The organism is Pseudoalteromonas ostreae, from assembly GCF_018069805.1.
GTDB lineage: Bacteria > Pseudomonadota > Gammaproteobacteria > Enterobacterales > Alteromonadaceae > Pseudoalteromonas > Pseudoalteromonas ostreae.
This window is the reverse complement of sequence record NZ_JAGPYN010000030.1, coordinates 33,017-52,757: the sequence shown is the minus strand read 5'-3', so window position 1 is coordinate 52,757 and position 19,741 is coordinate 33,017. Positions and strand designations below refer to the sequence as shown.

Below are 19,741 nucleotides of genomic sequence, written 5' to 3'. Positions count from 1 at the left end.
GACCTACCGTTATTAGGTTTCAGTATATTGAATATAGTTCACCAACACTGAAATACAACACAGCCATACTTAATCAGTTGTATTGATCTGTATATTTTTAACATGTATAAAGTTAATTGAAATTCCTAATCAAGGAAATTGTATGAATCTTGATCCAAAAATTGAAGCCAATAAGGTATTTGAAACACTCTGGGCAAGTAATGATTTTCCTGTTGATCCTGTATCTATAGCACAACAAATGGGTTTACAGGTTTTAGACACGGATCTGCCTCCTAGTGTATCTGGCGCTTTAATAAAAGAAGTTGGTGAAGAGCCAATAATAGCATTACATCATACTGATCATAGTAACCGAAAAAGGTTTACGTGCGCACATGAGTTAGGTCACTACGTTTCACGTATTGAGTCCGAAGATGAAGGTATTGAGTATGAATATGTGGACTTAAGAGGGTTAAGTGCGTCGGCTGGCAGTGATCCTGAAGAAATTTTCGCAAATAAATTTGCGGCTAACTTGCTGATGCCTGAAAGAATAGTAAAAAAGTTATTTAAATCAAGAAAAACCCATTTTGATATGGCAATGTTTTTTGGGGTTTCTAATGAAGCTTTAAAGCATAGATTAAAAAGTTTAGGCCTTTTATAATGGCAGACGAGGAGAAGAAAGCTTTAGCGTCTTTAATTAAAACAAATCTACAAGATAAGAATAAAACGACTCCTACAGACCCTTTAGTGAGAGAAAAGGTCGAAGACTTTAAAGCAGATCGAGAATTAAAAAAATTTTATGCTAATTGGTTTATTAAAATACTGATAGCACAGTTGGTAGTAATGAATTTACTATTTTTTTGTGTCGGATTTCAATGTTTAGCTTTTGATGAATGGTCACTCAATTTATATATGGGTGGTACACTAGCTGAAGTTTTTGGTGTTATTTTTGTTATAACCAAGAACCTATTCCCAACTAAATAATTGGCAGTAGGGATTTTTAGCTTATTTCTTTAGATAAGCTAGTTGCTGGGATCTTACTTTACCAAGACCCCAGCATTTTTGTTTATTTATAAGTCAATCATTTCAATTTTAACCACAACATTTTTCAACCCTGCTTTTTCTAAGTCTTTTTTTAGGTTTTCAGCATTGGATTGCTCAATACTTGCAACACTGCGTTTACTGCGCTGGTTGCTTGGCAACGGGGTTTCGTCGCCAAAATATACATTACCAGCAAATTGACTTTCTGCAAAAAAGTGACCAGTTAACGTTGTTTTTTTAGGTCGTAAAACATTACTTAACTCATATTGCATGGTTGATAAATTTGTTTGCTCTATCATCCAAGGCCAATCCCACTTTTTATTTTCACCGGGAATATATCTATGCTCCCATTGATATTGGATGCTTTTTTCTTGACCTGCCCAACGGCCAATTACAAAGTTTGCATTCTCAGTTGGTCTGTTGTCAGGATGGCTTAATAAAGCATTCCCGCTCCAACGCATAAAACCATCGATTGATACATCATATGTAATATCAGCATCAAACTCATAAGGATAAGATATAGAAGATTTAAATAGGTCAACTTTTGCATTTAAGCTGGTATTAGCAGGAATGTTTGTTCTTGCTTGCACAACAACTCGTTCTCCCTGTGAGCCGCCGTTGCTTTCTCCCCACGCTTGATCTGCAGAAATTGTGACTGATAACGATGTATCTGAGCCTCCTGTGACAGACGGTGACTTCCAAGTGTTTGATAAAGTTACAGATTCAGAAATACTGTAATCATTTGTTTTTGACCAGTTAGTCGATGCATCATATTCGATAGTGACCACTGACATTTGATCTACTGAGGTATTATTAACCGCTGGTACTGTCAGTGTTCGAATAAGTTCTTTATCAGCAGAAACAATATCACCTGTGATTCTATATGATCCGGTATCCATTATATATTCAAAATTAGAAACGTAAATTGAGCTCTTCTCTTCACATCGATATCCTGAACAACTACCACCATTATAACCTTGAATTTTCCATCCAGCTCCTGATTTGGTTACTTCCATATCTTCACCAACGTAATTCGAGCGATTACCGCCTACCCATGCAAAGCCCATATAATGTGCAAGGTATGAAAGTGGTTTTATAAACTGTTCTTTTTTATTAACTAAATTCCATTCAATTTGGCTTTGACTACCGGGTGCAATTTTAAGGGCGCTTAGTGATGGGATTTCATTGATCGGATTTTTAGGATAACACCAAGAATTTGAGGCCGTCCCTTGCTTTATTTCGCCTGCATAGCCAGAGCCCATAATTACCCAGCCATCCGCCAATCCTGTTATTTGCCATTTCCCCATTTTATTAACAATGTCACTTCTATAAACTAGTGCTTCGGATTGGGTGATTAACCTATTGTCAGATGAGCAGATCCCAGCCCCTAAATTTTCATATTGTAACTGATCAGGATAAATTATTGCGGAATTGGCGCTAACGATATTTGTATACCCTAAGAATAAGATTGGTAATGTTTTTTTCATTTAAATTACTTCCTTTAAAAAATTATCTATAGATTGAGCCCATTTATTAATTTAAAAGTTATTTAACTTTGGACTAATTTTGATTTTAAATAGTTATGTATTTATTTATATAGACATAAATGAAAGTTGATTTTTCAAAAATGTTAGTCGCTACTGAAGTACCCATTGGTTAAGCTAATATCTATGCAATTCAAGCAATAAGTGATTAAGGTTGAGCTATATCTCAATTCCACTGAGTGAGAGTCCTAAGAAATCAATTAAATACCGCGTGCTTTTAGGTATTAATTTATCAGGCCAAATTAAGTTAACATCGCGTTTGATAGGCTCAAAGTGTTCTAAAATTTTAACTAAGCTGTTGTCTTTAAAATGAGGTAATAAGCAATACGTAGGTCCATAATAGACACCTCTACCTTCAATAGCGGATAAAGCACACATTTCAATGTCATTAGACACAAAATCTGCTTGGGGCTTAAAAATAACCTTTTCGCTGTTAGTCGCTATAAAAGACCAGTTTTCAAATGGAGAACACGATATATGAGGTAATTTAGCTAAATCTTCAAAGTTAGTTGGCAAGCCATATTTTTCGATTAAGTTTGGTGAACAGGCTAAAACAAAATTCATTTGATTGATTACTTTACATATATTTTGAGAACTCTCTAATTGTCCTATTCTGATAGCTAAATCAAACTCTGTTTTTTTTAAATCTAGACGTTCATCAGATAACATCATATGAATCTTAATATTAGGGTATAATGTTGTGAATTGGTTTATTACACCAGTAAAATACACACTTTTAATGAAGTTTTGTGGGGCTATCAGTTTGATTATACCTACTTTATCTTCGCTAACGTCCTTAAAATCACATAAAATACTTTGTAAATGTTCAACATGAATAAAGCAATGACTATAAAAACTTTTCCCTGGTTCTGTTAATCGCAAGCAGCCTTTTTCACGATAAAATAACGCTAAAGATAAATTGTCTTCTAATTTTTTTATTCTTCTGAGTAAGGTGGGTAAAGGAATATTTAGCTTCACAGACGCTTCATGAAATGTTTTATATTGATTAGTCTTAATAAAAAGTGCGACGATATCAAGCAAGATAAATCTCCTGTAAAAATTGAACGGCAGTGATAAACCGATTCTTATATTTGCAACTTTATTTTTTACAAAACTAGAGCATTAATTCAACATACGCAATAGTACTTTTTATAGCAACAAGTATATCTAAGTCACAATTAAGCATGTTGATATATTCAAAATAAATTTACAAACGGGTTATCTTAAAGGTGCGTTAGCTTGCTAAGAAGATAACATGAAGATAATGAATGTAGTTATCGGGGGCTCTGTATCGTTAGCCATTTGCTCAACAGTCGGCTAATGTTTTTTGACTAACCAGTATTTCTTCACGTGCAGCATTTTGTATATTTAAAAAAGCGCTAAGCATAACTCAGCGCTTAACCACACTAAAAATCACTTATGACGACCTTGCAAACATGCAACGACGTCTTGTAGCTCTAGACCTTGGCGCTGTAGCAATACGATTAAGTGATATATCAAATCAGCGGATTCATTGGTTAGCTCTTCGTTATCATATTTCATTGCAGCTAAAGCGACCTCAACGCCTTCTTCCCCCACTTTTTGACAGCTGCGGCTTAAATCTTTAGCAAACAAAGAGGCGGTGTAGCTTTTTTCAGGGTCGTCGTTTTTACGCGATACAATTACTTGCTCAAGCTGCGCTAAAAAGCTTAGGCTTGGTTTTGCAGCATCACCAAAACAACTTTGTGTGCCTAAGTGACACGTTGGCCCGAGTGGGTTAGCCAGCACTAAAATAGAGTCATAGTCGCAATCAGTATGAACAGACACCACTTCTAAGTAGTTCTCAGAGGTTTCGCCTTTGGTCCATAAACGATTTTTTGAACGCGAGTAAAACGTCACTTTTTGCTTTTCAAAGGTGGCTTCAAGCGATTCTTGATTCATAAAGCCTTGCATTAAAATAACCCCAGTACGGGCATCTTGCACGATAGCGGGGATCAATTCGCTTTTAGCAAAATCAACTTGGGTAAGGTTTTGTTTGGTTAGTTGCATAGTCGCGCCGCCACTTGGTTATCTATTAAATATTGTTTTAATTCGCCGATATTGATCACATTTTTGTGAAATACGCTGGCTGCCAGTGCGCCATCAACGTGGCTTTGTTTAAATACATCGACAAAATCTTGCATGGTGCCAGCACCGCCTGAGGCGATAAGTGGAATATCACACAAAGCACGCATTTTAGACAGCTGCTGGTTATCGTAGCCATTGCGTACGCCATCTTGGTTCATGCAGTTGAGTACGATTTCGCCTGCGCCTAAGTCTTGCACGCGTTTTACCCACTCTTGCGTTTTATAACGGGTGCGGCTTGACGCATTAGGATCGCCAGTAAGCTGATACACTAAATATTCGCCTGTTACTTCATCGTAAAAGCTATCAATGCCGACAACGACACATTGTTTACCAAACTCATCATGTAGTTCTTTGATAAGCTCAGGGCGGGCGATAGCTGGGCTGTTTATACTGATTTTATCAGCACCGCGTTCTAATACGCGCGCTGCATCAGCCACTGATTTAATACCACCTGCAACACAAAATGGAATATCAATATGACGTGCGATGCTCTCTACCCAGTTTACATCGAGTAGGCGTTTTTCAACACTGGCGCTAATTTCATAAAATACCAGTTCGTCAGCACCGGCTTCGCTATACGCTTTAGCCATTGTTAATATGTCGCCAACCACTTCGTGGCCTTTAAATTTAACGCCTTTGACTACTTGGCCGTCTTTAACGTCTAAACACGGGATTATGCGTTTTGATAACATGCCAACGCCTCCTCTACATTAAATGCGCCATCAAGCAGTGACTTACCTAAAATAACACCACCTACGCCAAGTTCTTTGAGCTTTTTAATATCATCAAGCGAGCTTACACCACCAGAGGCTTGCACTTTAATGTTGCTATTGTGTTTGGTTAAATCTTCATACAATACAAACGAAGGACCAGTCATGGTGCCGTCCTTACTGATGTCCGTGCATAGAAAATCAATTACACCCAGTGCTACATAAAAATCGACTAATTCAAATAAGCTGAATTCTGATTCACTTAGCCAACCGTGGGTGGCTGGGGCCCAGCCATTGTCGGTTTTATTAACGTCGAGGGCGATAACAAAGTGCTTGGCACCGAATTTTTCAATCCAGCTTTTTACTTCATCGCGTTTTTCAACCGCCATAGAGCCAATTACTACTTGGTTAGCACCGGCTTTAAGCCAGTCGCTTACGTCTTGTTCTGTACGAATACCGCCACCAACTTGATACGGTACGTTAAGTGCTTTGGTGGCTGCTTGAATGTGTTGCCATTGTTTTTTGCTTGGATCGCGTGCGCCTTCTAAATCAACAAGGTGTAATTTACCTGCGCCGCTTTGTGCGTACTCTTGTAAGCGCGCACCAAGCTCAAACGGGTAAAACTGTGCGGTATCGTATTTACCTTGATATAAGCGCACAATTTGATTTTGTAGTACATCTAATGCTGGAATAATCACGTGAATCCTCTTTATTAATTTGTGTTGGTACGCTTTATTTATAGCTGCCAGTCTAAAAAGTTCTGCAATAACCGAGTACCGACTTTAGCGCTACGCTCTGGGTGAAATTGCATCCCCGCGTAATTGTTGTTGGCAACAATCGCTGAGAAGGTTTGCCCGTATTCACCGCTAACCAGTGTGGCGTCGTTAATCGTGTGGGCAAAACTATGCACAAAATATACTTGCTTGTTTACATCAAGGCCTTTGGTTAATGCATGCTCGCGATTAAGGGTAAGGTTGTTCCAGCCCATATGGGGTGATGTTAAATTACCAACATCCAGCGCTTTAACGTGCCCAGGTATTTTACCAAGGCATTGCACATTACCTTCTTCAGTGCTGTCGCACAGTAACTGCATGCCTAAACAAATACCCATGAGCGGGCGTTGGTATTCATTAATCGCTTGTTGCCAACCACCTTCAACTAAGCGTCTCATAGCGACAGAGGCATGGCCAACACCTGGTAAAATGGCGCGTTCAAAGTTTTTAAGTTGCTCTGGCGAGGTGATCACTTCTGGCATTTGCCCTAAGCGCTCAAAAGCAAAGCGTACAGAGTTTATGTTGGCACAACCGGTGTTAATTATGGCAATCATAAACACCCCTTAGAGCTTGCTGTTTGTTGGCTGGCGTCAGCGGCAATGGCCATACGTAAAGCGCGAGAAAACGCTTTAAATAAACCTTCAACTTGGTGATGACAGTTACCGTCGCTAACCGACAATATTAAGCTGATCGCTGCATTGTCGCTTAAGCTTTTGAAAAAGTGTTCAACCATTTGTACGTCTAAATCACCGGCTTTTTCACGGCTAAAGTTAGCGTTTAATACAAACGAAGCACGACCTGACAAGTCAATTTGTGCCTCTGCTTTGCATTCATCCATCGGTAGCGCAAAACCATAGCGAGCAATTTGTGATTTAGTACCAAGGGCGTGTTTAAGCGCTAAACCAAGGGCAATGCCGATATCTTCAACTAAGTGGTGTTCATCAATGTGTAAGTCACCTTTAGCTTGAATATCGAGGCCGATGTTAGCGTGAGTGCGAATTTGATCAAGCATGTGATCAAAAAAGCCAAGGCCGGTGCTGATCTCGCCATTTTTACTTTGATCTAAATTGAGTTTTACATCAATTTGCGTTTCTTTAGTGTTGCGAGTCACGCGGCCTTGTCGATCAGCGGTGGTAAGTTTAGTGACAATTGCATTCCAATCACCGTCATACAAAATACCTTCGCAACACAAGTTTTGTGCAAGGCCAATATCTGTTTGGCGATCGCCAATCACAAATGAGCGTGCTAAATCGACTTTACCTGAGCGCATTAACTCGGTAAGCAACCCTGTTTTTGGCTTACGACAATCACAATTTTGCTCATTAAAGTGTGGGCAAATTAATACGTCGTCAAATTTAATACCTTGGCTTGATAAAATAGCCATCATCTTATCTTGGGCAATATCAAAATCAGCCGTTGGAAAGCTGTCAGTGCCTAAGCCATCTTGGTTTGACACCATCACTAAACAATAGCCTGCGCCTTGTAATTGCAAAAGAGCAGGGATCACGTTTGGTAAAAACGCTAACTTTTCAAGACTGTCTACTTGCTTGTCGGTGATTGGCTCTTCAATAATAGTGCCATCACGGTCGATAAATAAATACGGGTTGCTCATGATACTTCCTGCTCTTTAAAAGTGGCTGATTGGCTTAGGCCATCTAACCATATTTTTACTTGTTCTAGTTCTTGCTCACTGCCGATTGAAATACGTAGCCAATCGTTTTCGCCGTATAAAGTAAAAGCACGCATAACTAAGCCTTGCTCAAGTGCGATATTAAAGCTGTTTTTATCGGCGAGCTTTAGAGTGACAAAGTTTCCTTCGCCACTGAGCACTTGTAATACGGCAGGGGAGGCTTCAAGCCACTGCTTTAGCTTTGCCCTTAGTGCATTTAAAATACTTACTTGGCGACGCATTGAAGTAATGGCATCAGGGCTGAGTGCATTTGCAGCAATGCTTGCCACTACCGTTGATACCGGATACGGTGCAATCACTTTACGTATTGGCGCAAGTACCGACGCTTGTGCAAGAGTAAAGCCTGTACGTAGGCCTGCTAACGCAAACGCTTTTGAAAGTGTCCGCAGCACAACCACGTTGGCAAATTCATTGATGAGTTTGCTTGCACTGTGCTCTGGGCAAAATTCAATATAAGCTTCATCCACAACGACCAGTGCTTTATCTTCAAGTGCTGTTGCAATAGCCTTTATTTTTTCAAGCGGTGTTAAGCTGCCTGTTGGGTTATTTGGATTACAAATAAACACTAATTTGCTATTACCAACAGCGTTGACTATTTGATCAACAGTACCATCGACTAATAATGCTTGGCTTAAGCCATTTATTGCTACGTTGTGGGTGTCGGCGGTGACTTTGTACATGCCGTACGTAGGTAAAAATAAAGTAACCGAATCTTGCTCTGGTTGGCAATAGGTGCGTACCAGTAGCTCAATACCTTCATCCGCACCACGGGTCATAAGTACTTGTTCAGCAGTGAGTCCTGCGTAATCAGCATAGCGGTTAATAACATTCATAGGTTGCGGATCAGGGTAGCGATTTAAATCATTAATGCTGATATCGATACTTTTAACATACGGGCTTTCATTTGCATTAAGCCACGTTGTGCCGGTTAGTTTCTCACTTTTTGCCGAGCTATATGCTGCTAATGCATTAATATTGGCTGGTAATAAGGGATTATTACTCATTGTTCATTACCTCGATTTATGGCCTCTAAACGTACCTTTACAGCATTTGCGTGGGCATCAAGTCCTTCTGCATCAGCCAATGGTAAAATTGCTTTTGATAAGTTTTTTAAACCATTTTGAGTAATGGTTTGTACCGTATAAGTGCGAAAAAAATCAAGTAAGTTTAAGCTTGAATAAGTGGCACTGTAGCCATAGGTTGGTAATACGTGATTAGTACCCGAGGCGTAATCACCGGCTGACTCTGGCGTGTAGTCACCCACAAACACAGATCCAGCATTTTTTATTTTACCCAAATACGGGTTGGCATCAGCCAGTTGCAAAATTAAGTGTTCAGGGCCGTATTGTGCTGATACAGCAAATGCTTGCTCGATTGAATCAACCAAAATAAGCGATGAATTAGCCAATGCTTTTGCGGCAATATCTTGACGCGATAGTTTAGCTAATTGGCGTTCAATGGCTTGCTCGGTGCGGACAATCATACCTTCACTGTTACACAGTAGAATTACTTGCGAATCAGCGCCGTGCTCAGCTTGAGATAATAAATCAGCGGCAATAAATTCAGGGTTAGCGCGTTCATCGGCAATCACTAACAATTCAGATGGGCCCGCAGGCATATCGATCGCCATGCCTGGAATGGTCTGAGCGACTAGTTGTTTAGCCATAGTCACAAAGCTGTTACCAGGGCCAAAAATTTTATTCACCTTGGGCACAGAGTCTGTACCATAAGCCATTGCGGCGATTGCACCGGCGCCGCCACTTTCTACGATTGTTTTGATACCGCATAGTTTAGCCGCATATAAAATTGCTGGGTTTATCGGTAAATCACCTTGCACCGGTGTTGCTAACACTACGGTTGTCGCGCCACTTAGCTGCGCCAGTACACCTTGCATGATCACTGATGAAGGCAATGGGGCACTGCCACCTGGCACATATATTCCAACGGCTTCAATGGTTTGGTATTTTAGCTCACATAACACACCGGGCTGAGTCGACAATTTAATATCTTTGGGTAGCTGTGCTTGGTGAAAACGTTTTACATTAGCGTAGGCTGTGTCTATCGCATATTTAAGCTCAGCGCTTAACTGCTGCTCAGCGGCATTGATCTCACTTTGCGGCACTAATAAGCGCGGATTTTCGCGGTTATCATATTGCTTAGCCATGTCGAGTAAGGCTGTGTCGCCTTGCTCTTTTACGTTTGCCATAATAGCTTGGCAAATAGCTTCTACTTCCACACTTGCACTAACAGCAGGGCGCATTAGCGCCGCTGCTTGTGCATCTTTGGAAACCTCACTCCAGCGCAACATTGACTTACTCCATCATTTTTTCAATTGGCATAACGAGGATAGAGTTGGCGCCTAGCGCTTTTAATTGCTCCATTGTTTCCCAAAATAATGTTTCACTGCTCACCATGTGCAGGGCTACGTACTCATCAGAGCCAGCAAGCGCTAATACCGTTGGTTGACCAGAGCCTGGTAGAATATTGCAAATTTCATCCAGTTTATCTTTTGGCGCGTGCAGCATGATGTATTTGCTTTCTTTGGCTTGTCTCACGCCGCGTAAGCGTGGCATAAGTTTATTGATAAGCGCTAGTTTGTCAGCATCTTGTAAGTCTTTATTTTGGATAAGGCAGGCATTTGATTCTAAAATAGTATCACCTTGCATAAGGCCATTGGCTTCAAGTGTGGCACCGGTAGATACTAAATCACAAATTGCATCAGCCAGTCCTGCACGAGGTGCGACTTCTACAGAGCCTGTCAGCATGACTGTGCTGGCGTTTATGCTTTCGCGCTTTAAATACTGAGTTAAAATTTCAGGGTAGGTGGTAGCAATACGTTTGCCTTCAAACCAGCTTTTATCTTGTTTACCGAGTTCTTGTGGCCATGCAAGTGCTAGGCGACAGTAGCCAAAATCTAGTTTAGACAACTTAGTTATTTCGCTTTTCACGCCTTGGCGCTGGCGTTCAGCTTGTACTTCAACGAGTACGTTTTCACCTACTATGCCTAAGTCACATACGCCGTCCATTACCAGCCCTGGGATATCGTCATCGCGCACACGTAGTACATCAATTGGCATGTTAGTTGAGTGGGCGATTAAGCGTTGTTCACGTAAATTAAGCTTAACACCTAGCTGTTTTAGTAAGTCTTGGCAATCTTTAGAAAGGCGGCCACCTTTTTGAATGGCGATACGTAGACGGTTGCTATTACTCATTATTCATTTTTCCTTTAATTTAAAAACTAAAAACCCCGAGGGAACCTCAGGGCGAAAAATGAATCATAGTATGTTGACTCGCCAGAGGTTCCTTTTAGGAATAACCTCTCAGCGAAAGACCTGACAGGTTATTCCGGTGAATGGTGGTGATGTACTGTTGTCAGGTTTAAGCGCATTATACTATTTCCTAAGTAACTTCCGTTTTATCATTGTGTAATGTAAACAAAAGTGTTTAATCTGGTTAAGTAAATTTCACACATAGAAAAACACACTTGTAGGGAAGCTGGCAAGTTTTTTTTGCATAAATTAAAGAATAAGCTATAACGGCCGATGATAAGAGTAACCAAAGGAGGAACGTATGGATATTATGATCCCTTATTTAGGGCAGATCACTCGTTTGCAACTTGAATCCAAAGGCGCTTTTCATATTGCGGGTCTAAAAGATTCGAACGCGCAGCGAATTGAGCGTGAAAAGCGGCAAAAACGTCAGTTGGAACGCAAGGAACTACTCGCAAAAGAAAAGCTTGAAACAGCTAGAAAAGAGCGCGAAACAAATGAGGATGACGAAACTCATTTAGACACATGGGCGTAATACGTTTAGGAGCTTATACATAGAAAATGCGTAACTAATTCTAGCACCGTCAGCATTAGCTCACGGCGCCAGAAGTAAGTTTAAATGTTAGTTTTGTTGTTTGGCACTAATGCTACTGTGAATTAATGGCGAAATAGTGAGTCCTTGCACAATAATCGAAAATATCACCACAACGTAGGTAACAATAACAAGCAAGTTGTGTAAATCAGAGCCGCCTACAATTACCTGATCACGAGGAATTGCAGCAGCCATTGCTAAAGCAAGGCCACCGCGCAGGCCACCCCAAGTTAAAATTTTAACTGAGTGCTTGTCGTATTTTCTAAATTTCTTAAAGACTACAAACGGTGTGCCAACACTGATAAAGCGAGCAAGTAATACTACTGGCACCATCAGTAGGCCTAAACCAATTTCAGCTAGGCTGATAGGCATAGTGACAATTAGCATACCGATAATCAAAAATAACAATGCATTCAAAAAGCTATCGGTGGCGTGCCAAAAGTCTTTTACATAGCGAGTGTCTTCAGGCCCAGTGCGCTCTGTCGCTTTGGTGCGGGTTATATTTCCTAACAATATACCACTAGTTACCATGGCTAGGGCTCCTGATATTTCCCATATATTGGCAGCGGCAAATCCTGCTGTCGGTATAGTTAAAGTGAGTAACAAACGAATATTTACATCACGACTGTTGATGATCAAATAGTGACCCACTAACGCAATTACTAAACCAAATGCAATTCCTCCCAGTGCGTCGACAAAGAATAGCTCAGCAATACCTGCAACACTGGCTTCAGTGTCAAGAAAAGCCACGGCAAAAATCGTGGTAAAAATAACTAAGCCAATACCGTCATTAAATAATGATTCACCTTCAACTTGTACAGAAATACCTTCAGGGGCACGCATTTGTTTAATAATTGCAAGCACTGCAATTGGATCGGTTGGACTTATTAATGCACCAAACAATAAACAATAGATAAAAGGCACCGCAAAGCCTAACGCGGCAAATAAGTAAAAGCTTAAAAAGCCAATGATAAAGGTGGAGGCTAAGGTCGAAAATAACACCAGTACGGTAATTTCAAAACGTTGTTTTTTGAGTGCCGCAAGGTTAATTTCCAGTGCGCCTGCAAACAGTAAAAAGCCGAGCATGCCTTTGAGTAATAATTGATTAAAATCGATACTTGAGACTATCTGTGTGATCTCCAGTGCAGTTGAATCGCCCAATAACTTTACCGCGAGTATTAATAACAGTGAAATCACTACTGAGCCAGTTGTTATGGCAATAGTGGTTTGCATTTTGAGGATATACTGGTTAGCAAATGCGATAAAAATCGCTAATGCTGATAAAAAACAAATGAGGTACCAAGCATTCATTGTTTGACCTTAAATAATATATTGGAATGAGCAAAAAGGAATGTACTTTCGCGCGGGTATGTTACTCCTGAGGCTATGAAATGTCACCGCGATAATGCTAATAATCACACTTTTAATAAACTTATGTGTAACTCATGCAATATCAACAAAATTAGTTGATGGTTTTGTTTTAGGGTTCGTGGGCATTACTACTTTTAAACGGCAACGGCTTCTTTCTTAATTGTCAATATATTCAGTTTATTATCTATACTTACAGCTCTATATCGGCAATTAACATAATCACGGCAGTGCATCACGTCATAATTTTAGTTAAATTACATGTAATCAAATGTTAATTTAATGTAATTAATTATTTACAGTTTTTTTGGTGTTTTGTAGTTTTAAATTAACATCCTTTATTTAAGTTGTTGTTTTAAAAGGTATCTATTTTTATTTTTGTTGTTTGTTGTTAATTTTTTGTTTCATTTTTAATTTTAGTGAAAGCAGTCTAGGCTGAACATAAATCGGGACGGGTAGTGTCGGTTTAATACAAAAATATTAAATAACAATCTAAATGGAGCGTAAACGTGAATTTATCTAAAATCACATTAGCAACTCTTGCTGCTTTTGCGGTAACGCAAGCATCAAGTGCAATAGCTGCAAATAAACAATATCTTAATGAGCAAGCAGCCCTAACTACAACTTTACAAAATAGTGCGTCATCGGTACTTATGGCAAGCCCAATACAATTAGTTGGTTTGGATGCAGGTAATGAGTTAGTCGTATTAAAAGAAGTAAAAAGTAACAATGGTGATACGACTCGCCGTTATCAACAACAGTATCAAGGATTACCAGTCATTGGTGATACTGTGAGTTTAACGTTTGATAATAACGGCCAATTAAAACGCGCTCATGGTGCTGCTGTATATGATATTAGTAGTGATATAAGCTCGGTGATACCAAAACTCAGTAAAAAAATGGCTATTACACAGGGATTAAAAAACTCCCCCGCAGCGGTTAAATCAGTAAGCTTTAAAAAACACAATGAACAATCGCGTTTGGCAATTTGGCTTGATGCGCAACATGTCGCACATTTAGTGTATGAAGTATCGTATGTTACTTATGGCGCTAACCCTTCTCGACCTTATCAGATCATTGATGCGAATTCTGGTGAGGTTTTACATAGCTTTGATAACCTTCAACATGCCAATGCTACAGGCCCTGGTGGAAATTTAAAAACAGGAAAGTACATTTACGGGACTGATTTTAGTAGTTTAGATGTGTCGCAGTCAGGCAACACTTGCACCATGAATAACGCAAATGTTAAAACCATTAATTTAAATGGCGGTACGAGTGGCTCTTCAGCGTATTCCTTTACTTGCCCGGAAAACACCTTTAAAGAAATAAATGGCGCTTACTCACCATTAAATGACGCCCACTACTTTGGTAATGTCATTTTTAATATGTATAACGACTGGATTGGTACGCCTCCGCTGTCTTTTCAATTGAAAATGCGTGTTCATTACGGCAGTAATTATGAAAATGCTTTTTGGGACGGATCTGCAATGACCTTTGGTGATGGTCAAAATACTTTTTATCCATTAGTTAGTTTAGATGTTTCTGCTCATGAAGTTAGCCATGGTTTTACGGAGCAAAACTCAGGGCTAATATACAGTGGTAAATCGGGTGGCTTGAACGAAGCGTTTTCTGATATGGCTGGTGAAGCTGCCGAGTTTTATATGCTAGGCACTAATGATTGGTTAGTTGGCCAAGAAATTTTTAAAGGCAATGGTGCGTTGCGCTACATGAATAACCCAACCCAAGATGGTAGTTCAATTGATAACCAATCAAGCTATTATTCAGGTATGGATGTACATTATAGCTCCGGTGTATTTAATAAAGCATTCTATAATTTAGCAACCAAAGCTGGTTGGGATACTAGAAAAGCTTTTGAAGTCATGGCGCGGGCAAATCAATTATATTGGACAGCTAGTACCAACTGGGACTTAGCAGGTAATGGTGTAATGGATGCGGCATGTGATTTGGATTACAGCCCTGATGATGTACAAAGCGCACTTGCGGCAGTGGGGGTAACCTCAAATTTAAGCCCTGGCAGTAGTTGTGGAGGAGTAGAACCACCAATTGACGAGCCACTTAGCAATGGCGTGCCACGCACTGGGATCAGTGGTACAGAAAAACAGCAACTGTTCTTTACCTTAGAAGTACCAGCTAATGCCACCAACTTGCAGTTTAACACGGTAGGTGGAAGTGGTGATGCAGACTTGTATGTAAAATTTGCGCAAAGGCCAACCCTAAATAGCTTTGACTGTAATAGCACGACTTCAACAAGCACAGAAAGCTGTGCTATCAGTAATGTTCAAGCGGGTACTTACTATGTAATGGTTGAAGCCTGGAACCAAATATCGGGCGTTTCACTCACGGGTAGTTTTGATGGTGGAGATACAGGTACTACACCAATAAACCGTACTGAAACCAATGTAAGTGTTAGCTCGGGTGGCTGGACTCGTTTCAGTCAAGAGCTAAGCGCGGGCTATTCAACATTGAATGTTGCTATAGCGGGTGGTTCTGGTGATGCAGACTTGTATGTTAATTTTGGTTCGCCATCATCAAAATCATCTTATCAATGTCGACCATATAAAAATGGTAACAACGAAAGTTGCGAAGTTATTGCTCCACAAGCGGGTACTTGGTTTATTGATTTACAAGGCTACAGTGCTGCAAGTGGCGTAACGTTAACCATAACGGCTAACTAATCCCTCACCTAAGGGAGCATTCGCTCCCTTTTTTACCCTTATATTTTCAAAGTCTGGATTTGGGTAAACACAAATAAAAAGGAAACTGTTATGAATATCTTTGCACCAAGCGTACTGTTTGGCATTGTGTCATTATTGGTAAGTCAGCAAGTAATAGCACAAGAGCCTGATAGCATTTGGGTGAGTATTGACCCTGTAGCAGCTAAACATTACAAATTAAATCAAACAGCTCATAAACACAGTACAGAACTCCTCGCGCCACAAGCATCCAGCTTATCTTCTGTTAACTTTATGCGTATTAAACAGTCTGAAGTTGCTAATTTAAGTGAATTTATGCACGATAACTATCATCGTTGTGGTGGTTTTGTTGCACATGAGTCATTGCTAGAGGCGCAGCTTTATACTGAGCAATTAGCTAAAGTACATAATCAGTCAATTAATAGTTCGGCTATTAACTACACAATAGATAACGCGCAAACGGTACAGACGCTTATCAATAACATTAGCCCTAATGATCTAACTAATACCGTTAATTCATTGAGTGCTTTTAATAATCGCTATTATTCAGTACAAAGTGGGGTTGATGCATCACAATGGTTAAAAGATTATTGGCAACAGTTAGCAAGCAACCGGGCTGATATAAGTGTTGATTATTTTAACCATAGTTGGTCGCAATCATCTGTCATTGTGACTATTCAAGGCAGTGAAAAAGCGGATGAAATAGTGATTGTTGGTGGTCATTTAGATTCAATAAATCAATCGAATCCTAGTAATGGTAGGGCACCCGGTGCGGATGATAATGCTTCCGGTATTGCGGTTTTGTCGGAAGTGCTTCGGGCAATCGTAGATAATAACTATCAACCACAAAGAACAATCCAAATTATGGGGTTTGCAGCCGAAGAAGTGGGGCTACGGGGTTCAAAAGCGATTGCAACGGCGTATAAATCACAGGGCAAAAACGTGGTAGGCATGGTGCAATTTGATATGACCGGTAATCATGGCAGTAGTGATGATATTGTGATGATGACAGATTATACAAACAGCGCCCAAAACCAGTTTTTGGGGCAATTGATCGACACTTATTTACCCAGCTTAAGTTATGGTTTTGACCAATGTGGCTATGGCTGTTCTGATCATGCTTCGTGGTATCAGCAGGGCTTTGCCGCCTCAATGCCATTTGAGTCGCGCATGGCTGATATTAACCCGCTTATCCATACTGTAAACGACCGTAACTTTGATGCTGATCATGCGAGTAAATTTGCCAAGCTTGCAGTGAGCTACTTAGCAGAAATGGCTAAAAATGCTGGTTATGAAGTGCCGCCCACTGACAATGAACTAGAAAATGGTGTCACAGTGTCTGGAATTAATGCACTTGCTAAAGAGCAAGTTTTTTATACCTTAGCAGTCCCTGCAGGAAGTAGTAATTTAAACTTTACTACAACAGGTGGCAGTGGCGATGCTGATCTATACGTTAAGTTTGGCGCACCGCCTACTTTGCAAGACTTTGACTGTAACAGCACTAATTCAAACAGTAATGAAGCATGCGCTATTAGTAATATACAATCAGGTACATACCATGTCATGGTTGAAGCATGGAGCGCTATTTCCGGTATTTCCTTAACGGGGAGTTATGATGGTGACAATAATGTACCGACACCAATTAATCGTACCGAGACGAATGTCAGTGTAACAACAAGAGGTTGGACTCGCTTTAGTCAAAATATCAGTGCGGGTTATTCGTCGTTAAATATTTCTATTTCAGGTGGTAGCGGGGATGCTGATTTATATGTGAACTTTGGTTCGCCATCATCAACGTCAACATATCAATGTCGACCTTATAAAAATGGTAATAATGAAAGCTGTACTATTAGCAATCCCCAAGCTGGTGCTTGGTATATTGATTTACAAGGTTACACTGCGGCAAGTGGTATTACTTTAACGATCAACGCACAATAATAACAATAGCAAAGGGGCATTGCTCCTTTGCTATTTGCTTTGCGTATTCACTTGCCCTTGGGGCTATGCTTACGTAAAATCCCGCTATTATTTTTAGCAAAGCGATCGTTATTATCAAACAGCTTTTTAGTGCAGCAGGCCCGTTAGCGCAATCTCTAGATGGTTATACGCCTCGCCAACCGCAGATTGATATGGCGGTTGCGGTGAGTGATGCATTAAAAAACCGCTCGCAATTAGTGGTTGAAGCGGGCACAGGTACAGGTAAAACCTACGCTTATTTAGCCCCCGCGCTAAAGTCTAAAGGTAAAACAATAATTTCAACCGGCACGAAAGCGCTGCAAGAACAATTATACCACCGTGATTTACCACAATTAGTCAAAGCGCTTAGTGCGAGTAAAAAAACCGCGCTGCTAAAAGGGCGCAGTAACTATTTATGTACTTACCGGCTTAATCAACATGTAGCGCATGTACCGACCGATGATTCTGATGTGATGCATCAATTGGCCATGGTGGCTAAATTTGCCAGTGAAACACACACCGGTGATCTGGCTGATTGTATTGGTATCGAAGAAGATGCCAAAGTATTACCTTATGTAAGCTCCACTGCGGATAACTGCTTAGGTAAAGAGTGTCCTGATTTTCAAGATTGCTATATTCGCAAAGCCCGCTTAAAAGCGATGGATGCCGATATAGTAGTGGTTAACCATCATTTGTTTTTTGCAGACATGGCGGTAAAAGATACCGGCTTTGCTGAACTCATTCCCACAGCTGATGCCTATATATTTGATGAAGCACACCAATTAAGTGAAATTGCCAGTGATTACTTTGGTGAGAGTATCAGCACTAAAAAGCTGGTGGACTTAATTAATGATTTACGAGCAATTTATCGCTCTGACATTCCGGATATGCTGCAACTTGGTAAAACCTTAAATAAGCTTGAAACCAGTGTTGCCGACTTGCGCTTACAATTTGGCTTAGATGGTAGCCGAGGTGATTGGCGACAAATGCTGGCAAGTAAAGAAATTTGCGCCGCGTTACATAGGGTGATCAGCGATTTAGACTTTTTGTATCAAGTACTCAAACATTGTTTAGACCGTAGCGATAAAATAGAACACCCATTTGAGCGTACCTTAGCTTTTAAAGGGCAATTAGAGCGGGTGTTTGATATAAGCCAAACAGGTAACAGTTATTGGTATGAAACAACACGCCGCTATTTAACCGTACATATAACTCCGCTTAACGTATCGGTTAAATTTGCGCAAATGATGGCAGACACCGGGGCTGGCTTTGTATTCACCTCAGCGACTCTATCTGTCGATAATGCACTTGATCATTTTAACGCAAGCCTTGGCCTTAAACCCGCCAAAAGTATGATGGTTGATAGCCCGTTTGATTATTATCAGCAAGCCTTATTGTGTTTACCGCGTTATTTACCTGAAACACATGCAGTGAATATGCCTCATGCGATTGTTAAACTTACCCTCGATTTAATTAAAGCAGCAAAAGGGCGCTGCTTTGTCTTGTTTACCAGCTATCGGATGATGCATTTAGTCGCCGAAGGGCTAAGTACTCAGATTGATTATCCCATTTATATGCAAGGGCAAATGTCTAAACGTATTATTTTAGAAAAATTTACCCGCCATGGTAATGCCGTATTATTAGGTACGGCGTCGTTTTGGGAAGGAGTAGATGTCAGAGGTAGCACACTCAGTTGTGTTATTATTGATAAGTTACCCTTTGCAGCACCCGATGATCCACTGCTCCAAGCTAAAATGCAAGATGCGCAATTACAAGGACATGATCCCTTTGCTTATATTCAATTGCCACAAGCGGTGATTGCACTAAAACAAGGCGTTGGACGACTGATCCGCGATAGTAAGGATAAAGGGGTGTTGGTGATTTGCGATAACCGTTTAGTGACACGCCAATACGGCCAAGTCTTTTTAAAAAGCTTGCCGCCGATGCGCCGCACACGTAGCCTTCAAGTGGCCAGTGAATTTTTAGAACACATTAACTAGAG

Annotated in this window: 17 protein-coding genes; 6 read left to right on the top strand and 11 right to left on the bottom strand. The window is 40.3% G+C overall.

Features of this window, described 5'->3' with window-relative positions:
- Positions 1-142 precede the first annotated feature (142 nt).
- Positions 143-637, top strand: a complete 495-nt coding sequence (locus tag J7338_RS18505) for an ImmA/IrrE family metallo-endopeptidase (protein WP_210798461.1) — start codon at positions 143-145, stop codon at positions 635-637.
- Positions 637-960: a hypothetical protein gene (locus tag J7338_RS18500; RefSeq protein ID WP_210798460.1), complete on the top strand. Its 324-nt coding sequence runs from the start codon at positions 637-639 to the stop codon at positions 958-960. The genes J7338_RS18505 and J7338_RS18500 overlap by 1 nt, the downstream gene beginning before the upstream one ends.
- Positions 961-1,046: 86 nt before the next feature.
- On the opposite strand, the gene J7338_RS18495 is transcribed toward J7338_RS18500, so the two are convergent.
- The 10 genes from J7338_RS18495 to hisG all read right to left on the bottom strand — a co-directional run bounded on the left by J7338_RS18495 (position 1,047) and on the right by hisG (position 11,052).
- On the bottom strand, positions 1,047-2,504 hold the full coding sequence (locus J7338_RS18495; protein ID WP_210798459.1) for an aerolysin family beta-barrel pore-forming toxin: 1,458 nt from the start codon (positions 2,502-2,504) through the stop codon (positions 1,047-1,049).
- A 216-nt stretch (positions 2,505-2,720) separates the two neighbouring features.
- A complete protein-coding gene (locus J7338_RS18490) occupies positions 2,721-3,602 on the bottom strand; it encodes a LysR family transcriptional regulator (RefSeq protein ID WP_210798458.1) in 882 nt (293 codons plus the stop codon).
- Positions 3,603-3,974: 372 nt separating this feature from the next.
- Entirely contained in the window at positions 3,975-4,589 is a 615-nt protein-coding gene (gene hisIE / locus J7338_RS18485; RefSeq protein WP_210798457.1) for a bifunctional phosphoribosyl-AMP cyclohydrolase/phosphoribosyl-ATP diphosphatase HisIE, read from the bottom strand.
- A complete protein-coding gene (gene hisF, locus J7338_RS18480; protein ID WP_182740262.1) occupies positions 4,580-5,359 on the bottom strand; it encodes an imidazole glycerol phosphate synthase subunit HisF in 780 nt (259 codons plus the stop codon). The genes hisIE and hisF overlap by 10 nt, the downstream gene beginning before the upstream one ends.
- Positions 5,341-6,075, bottom strand: coding sequence for a 1-(5-phosphoribosyl)-5-[(5-phosphoribosylamino)methylideneamino] imidazole-4-carboxamide isomerase (locus tag J7338_RS18475; protein ID WP_210798456.1), 735 nt, complete (start codon positions 6,073-6,075; stop codon positions 5,341-5,343). The genes hisF and J7338_RS18475 overlap by 19 nt, the downstream gene beginning before the upstream one ends.
- Positions 6,076-6,113: 38 nt before the next feature.
- On the bottom strand, positions 6,114-6,704 hold the full coding sequence (gene hisH, locus J7338_RS18470) for an imidazole glycerol phosphate synthase subunit HisH (RefSeq protein WP_210798455.1): 591 nt from the start codon (positions 6,702-6,704) through the stop codon (positions 6,114-6,116).
- Positions 6,701-7,762, bottom strand: coding sequence for a bifunctional histidinol-phosphatase/imidazoleglycerol-phosphate dehydratase HisB (gene hisB, locus J7338_RS18465; protein WP_210798454.1), 1,062 nt, complete (start codon positions 7,760-7,762; stop codon positions 6,701-6,703). The genes hisH and hisB overlap by 4 nt, the downstream gene beginning before the upstream one ends.
- Positions 7,759-8,844: a histidinol-phosphate transaminase gene (hisC, locus tag J7338_RS18460; protein WP_210798453.1), complete on the bottom strand. Its 1,086-nt coding sequence runs from the start codon at positions 8,842-8,844 to the stop codon at positions 7,759-7,761. Before hisC ends, hisB begins: the two co-directional genes overlap by 4 nt.
- Entirely contained in the window at positions 8,841-10,148 is a 1,308-nt protein-coding gene (hisD, locus tag J7338_RS18455; protein ID WP_210798449.1) for a histidinol dehydrogenase, read from the bottom strand. Before hisD ends, hisC begins: the two co-directional genes overlap by 4 nt.
- Before the next feature lie 4 nt (positions 10,149-10,152).
- Complete coding sequence (hisG, locus tag J7338_RS18450) at positions 10,153-11,052, bottom strand: ATP phosphoribosyltransferase (protein ID WP_210798448.1); 900 nt, start codon at positions 11,050-11,052, stop codon at positions 10,153-10,155.
- A gap of 358 nt (positions 11,053-11,410) precedes the next feature.
- Between hisG and J7338_RS18445 the strand changes: the two genes are divergently transcribed.
- Positions 11,411-11,644, top strand: a complete 234-nt coding sequence (locus J7338_RS18445) for a hypothetical protein (protein ID WP_210798447.1) — start codon at positions 11,411-11,413, stop codon at positions 11,642-11,644.
- A gap of 87 nt (positions 11,645-11,731) precedes the next feature.
- Here J7338_RS18445 and J7338_RS18440 read toward each other — a convergent pair whose 3' ends face one another.
- The gene (locus J7338_RS18440) at positions 11,732-13,012 is read right to left on the bottom strand and encodes a cation:proton antiporter (protein ID WP_210798446.1); all 1,281 of its coding nucleotides are present in this window, start codon (positions 13,010-13,012) and stop codon (positions 11,732-11,734) included.
- A 566-nt stretch (positions 13,013-13,578) separates the two neighbouring features.
- Here J7338_RS18440 and J7338_RS18435 point away from each other — a divergent pair.
- The 3 genes from J7338_RS18435 to J7338_RS18425 all read left to right on the top strand — a co-directional run bounded on the left by J7338_RS18435 (position 13,579) and on the right by J7338_RS18425 (position 19,739).
- Positions 13,579-15,765: a M4 family metallopeptidase gene (locus J7338_RS18435; protein ID WP_210798444.1), complete on the top strand. Its 2,187-nt coding sequence runs from the start codon at positions 13,579-13,581 to the stop codon at positions 15,763-15,765.
- A gap of 90 nt (positions 15,766-15,855) precedes the next feature.
- Positions 15,856-17,721 (top strand): M28 family metallopeptidase, encoded by a 1,866-nt coding sequence (locus tag J7338_RS18430; RefSeq protein ID WP_210798441.1) that lies wholly within the window; start codon positions 15,856-15,858, stop codon positions 17,719-17,721.
- 104 nt (positions 17,722-17,825) lie between these two features.
- Complete coding sequence (locus tag J7338_RS18425; protein WP_210798463.1) at positions 17,826-19,739, top strand: DNA repair helicase YoaA; 1,914 nt, start codon at positions 17,826-17,828, stop codon at positions 19,737-19,739.
- The last annotated feature ends 2 nt before the right edge of the window (positions 19,740-19,741 follow it).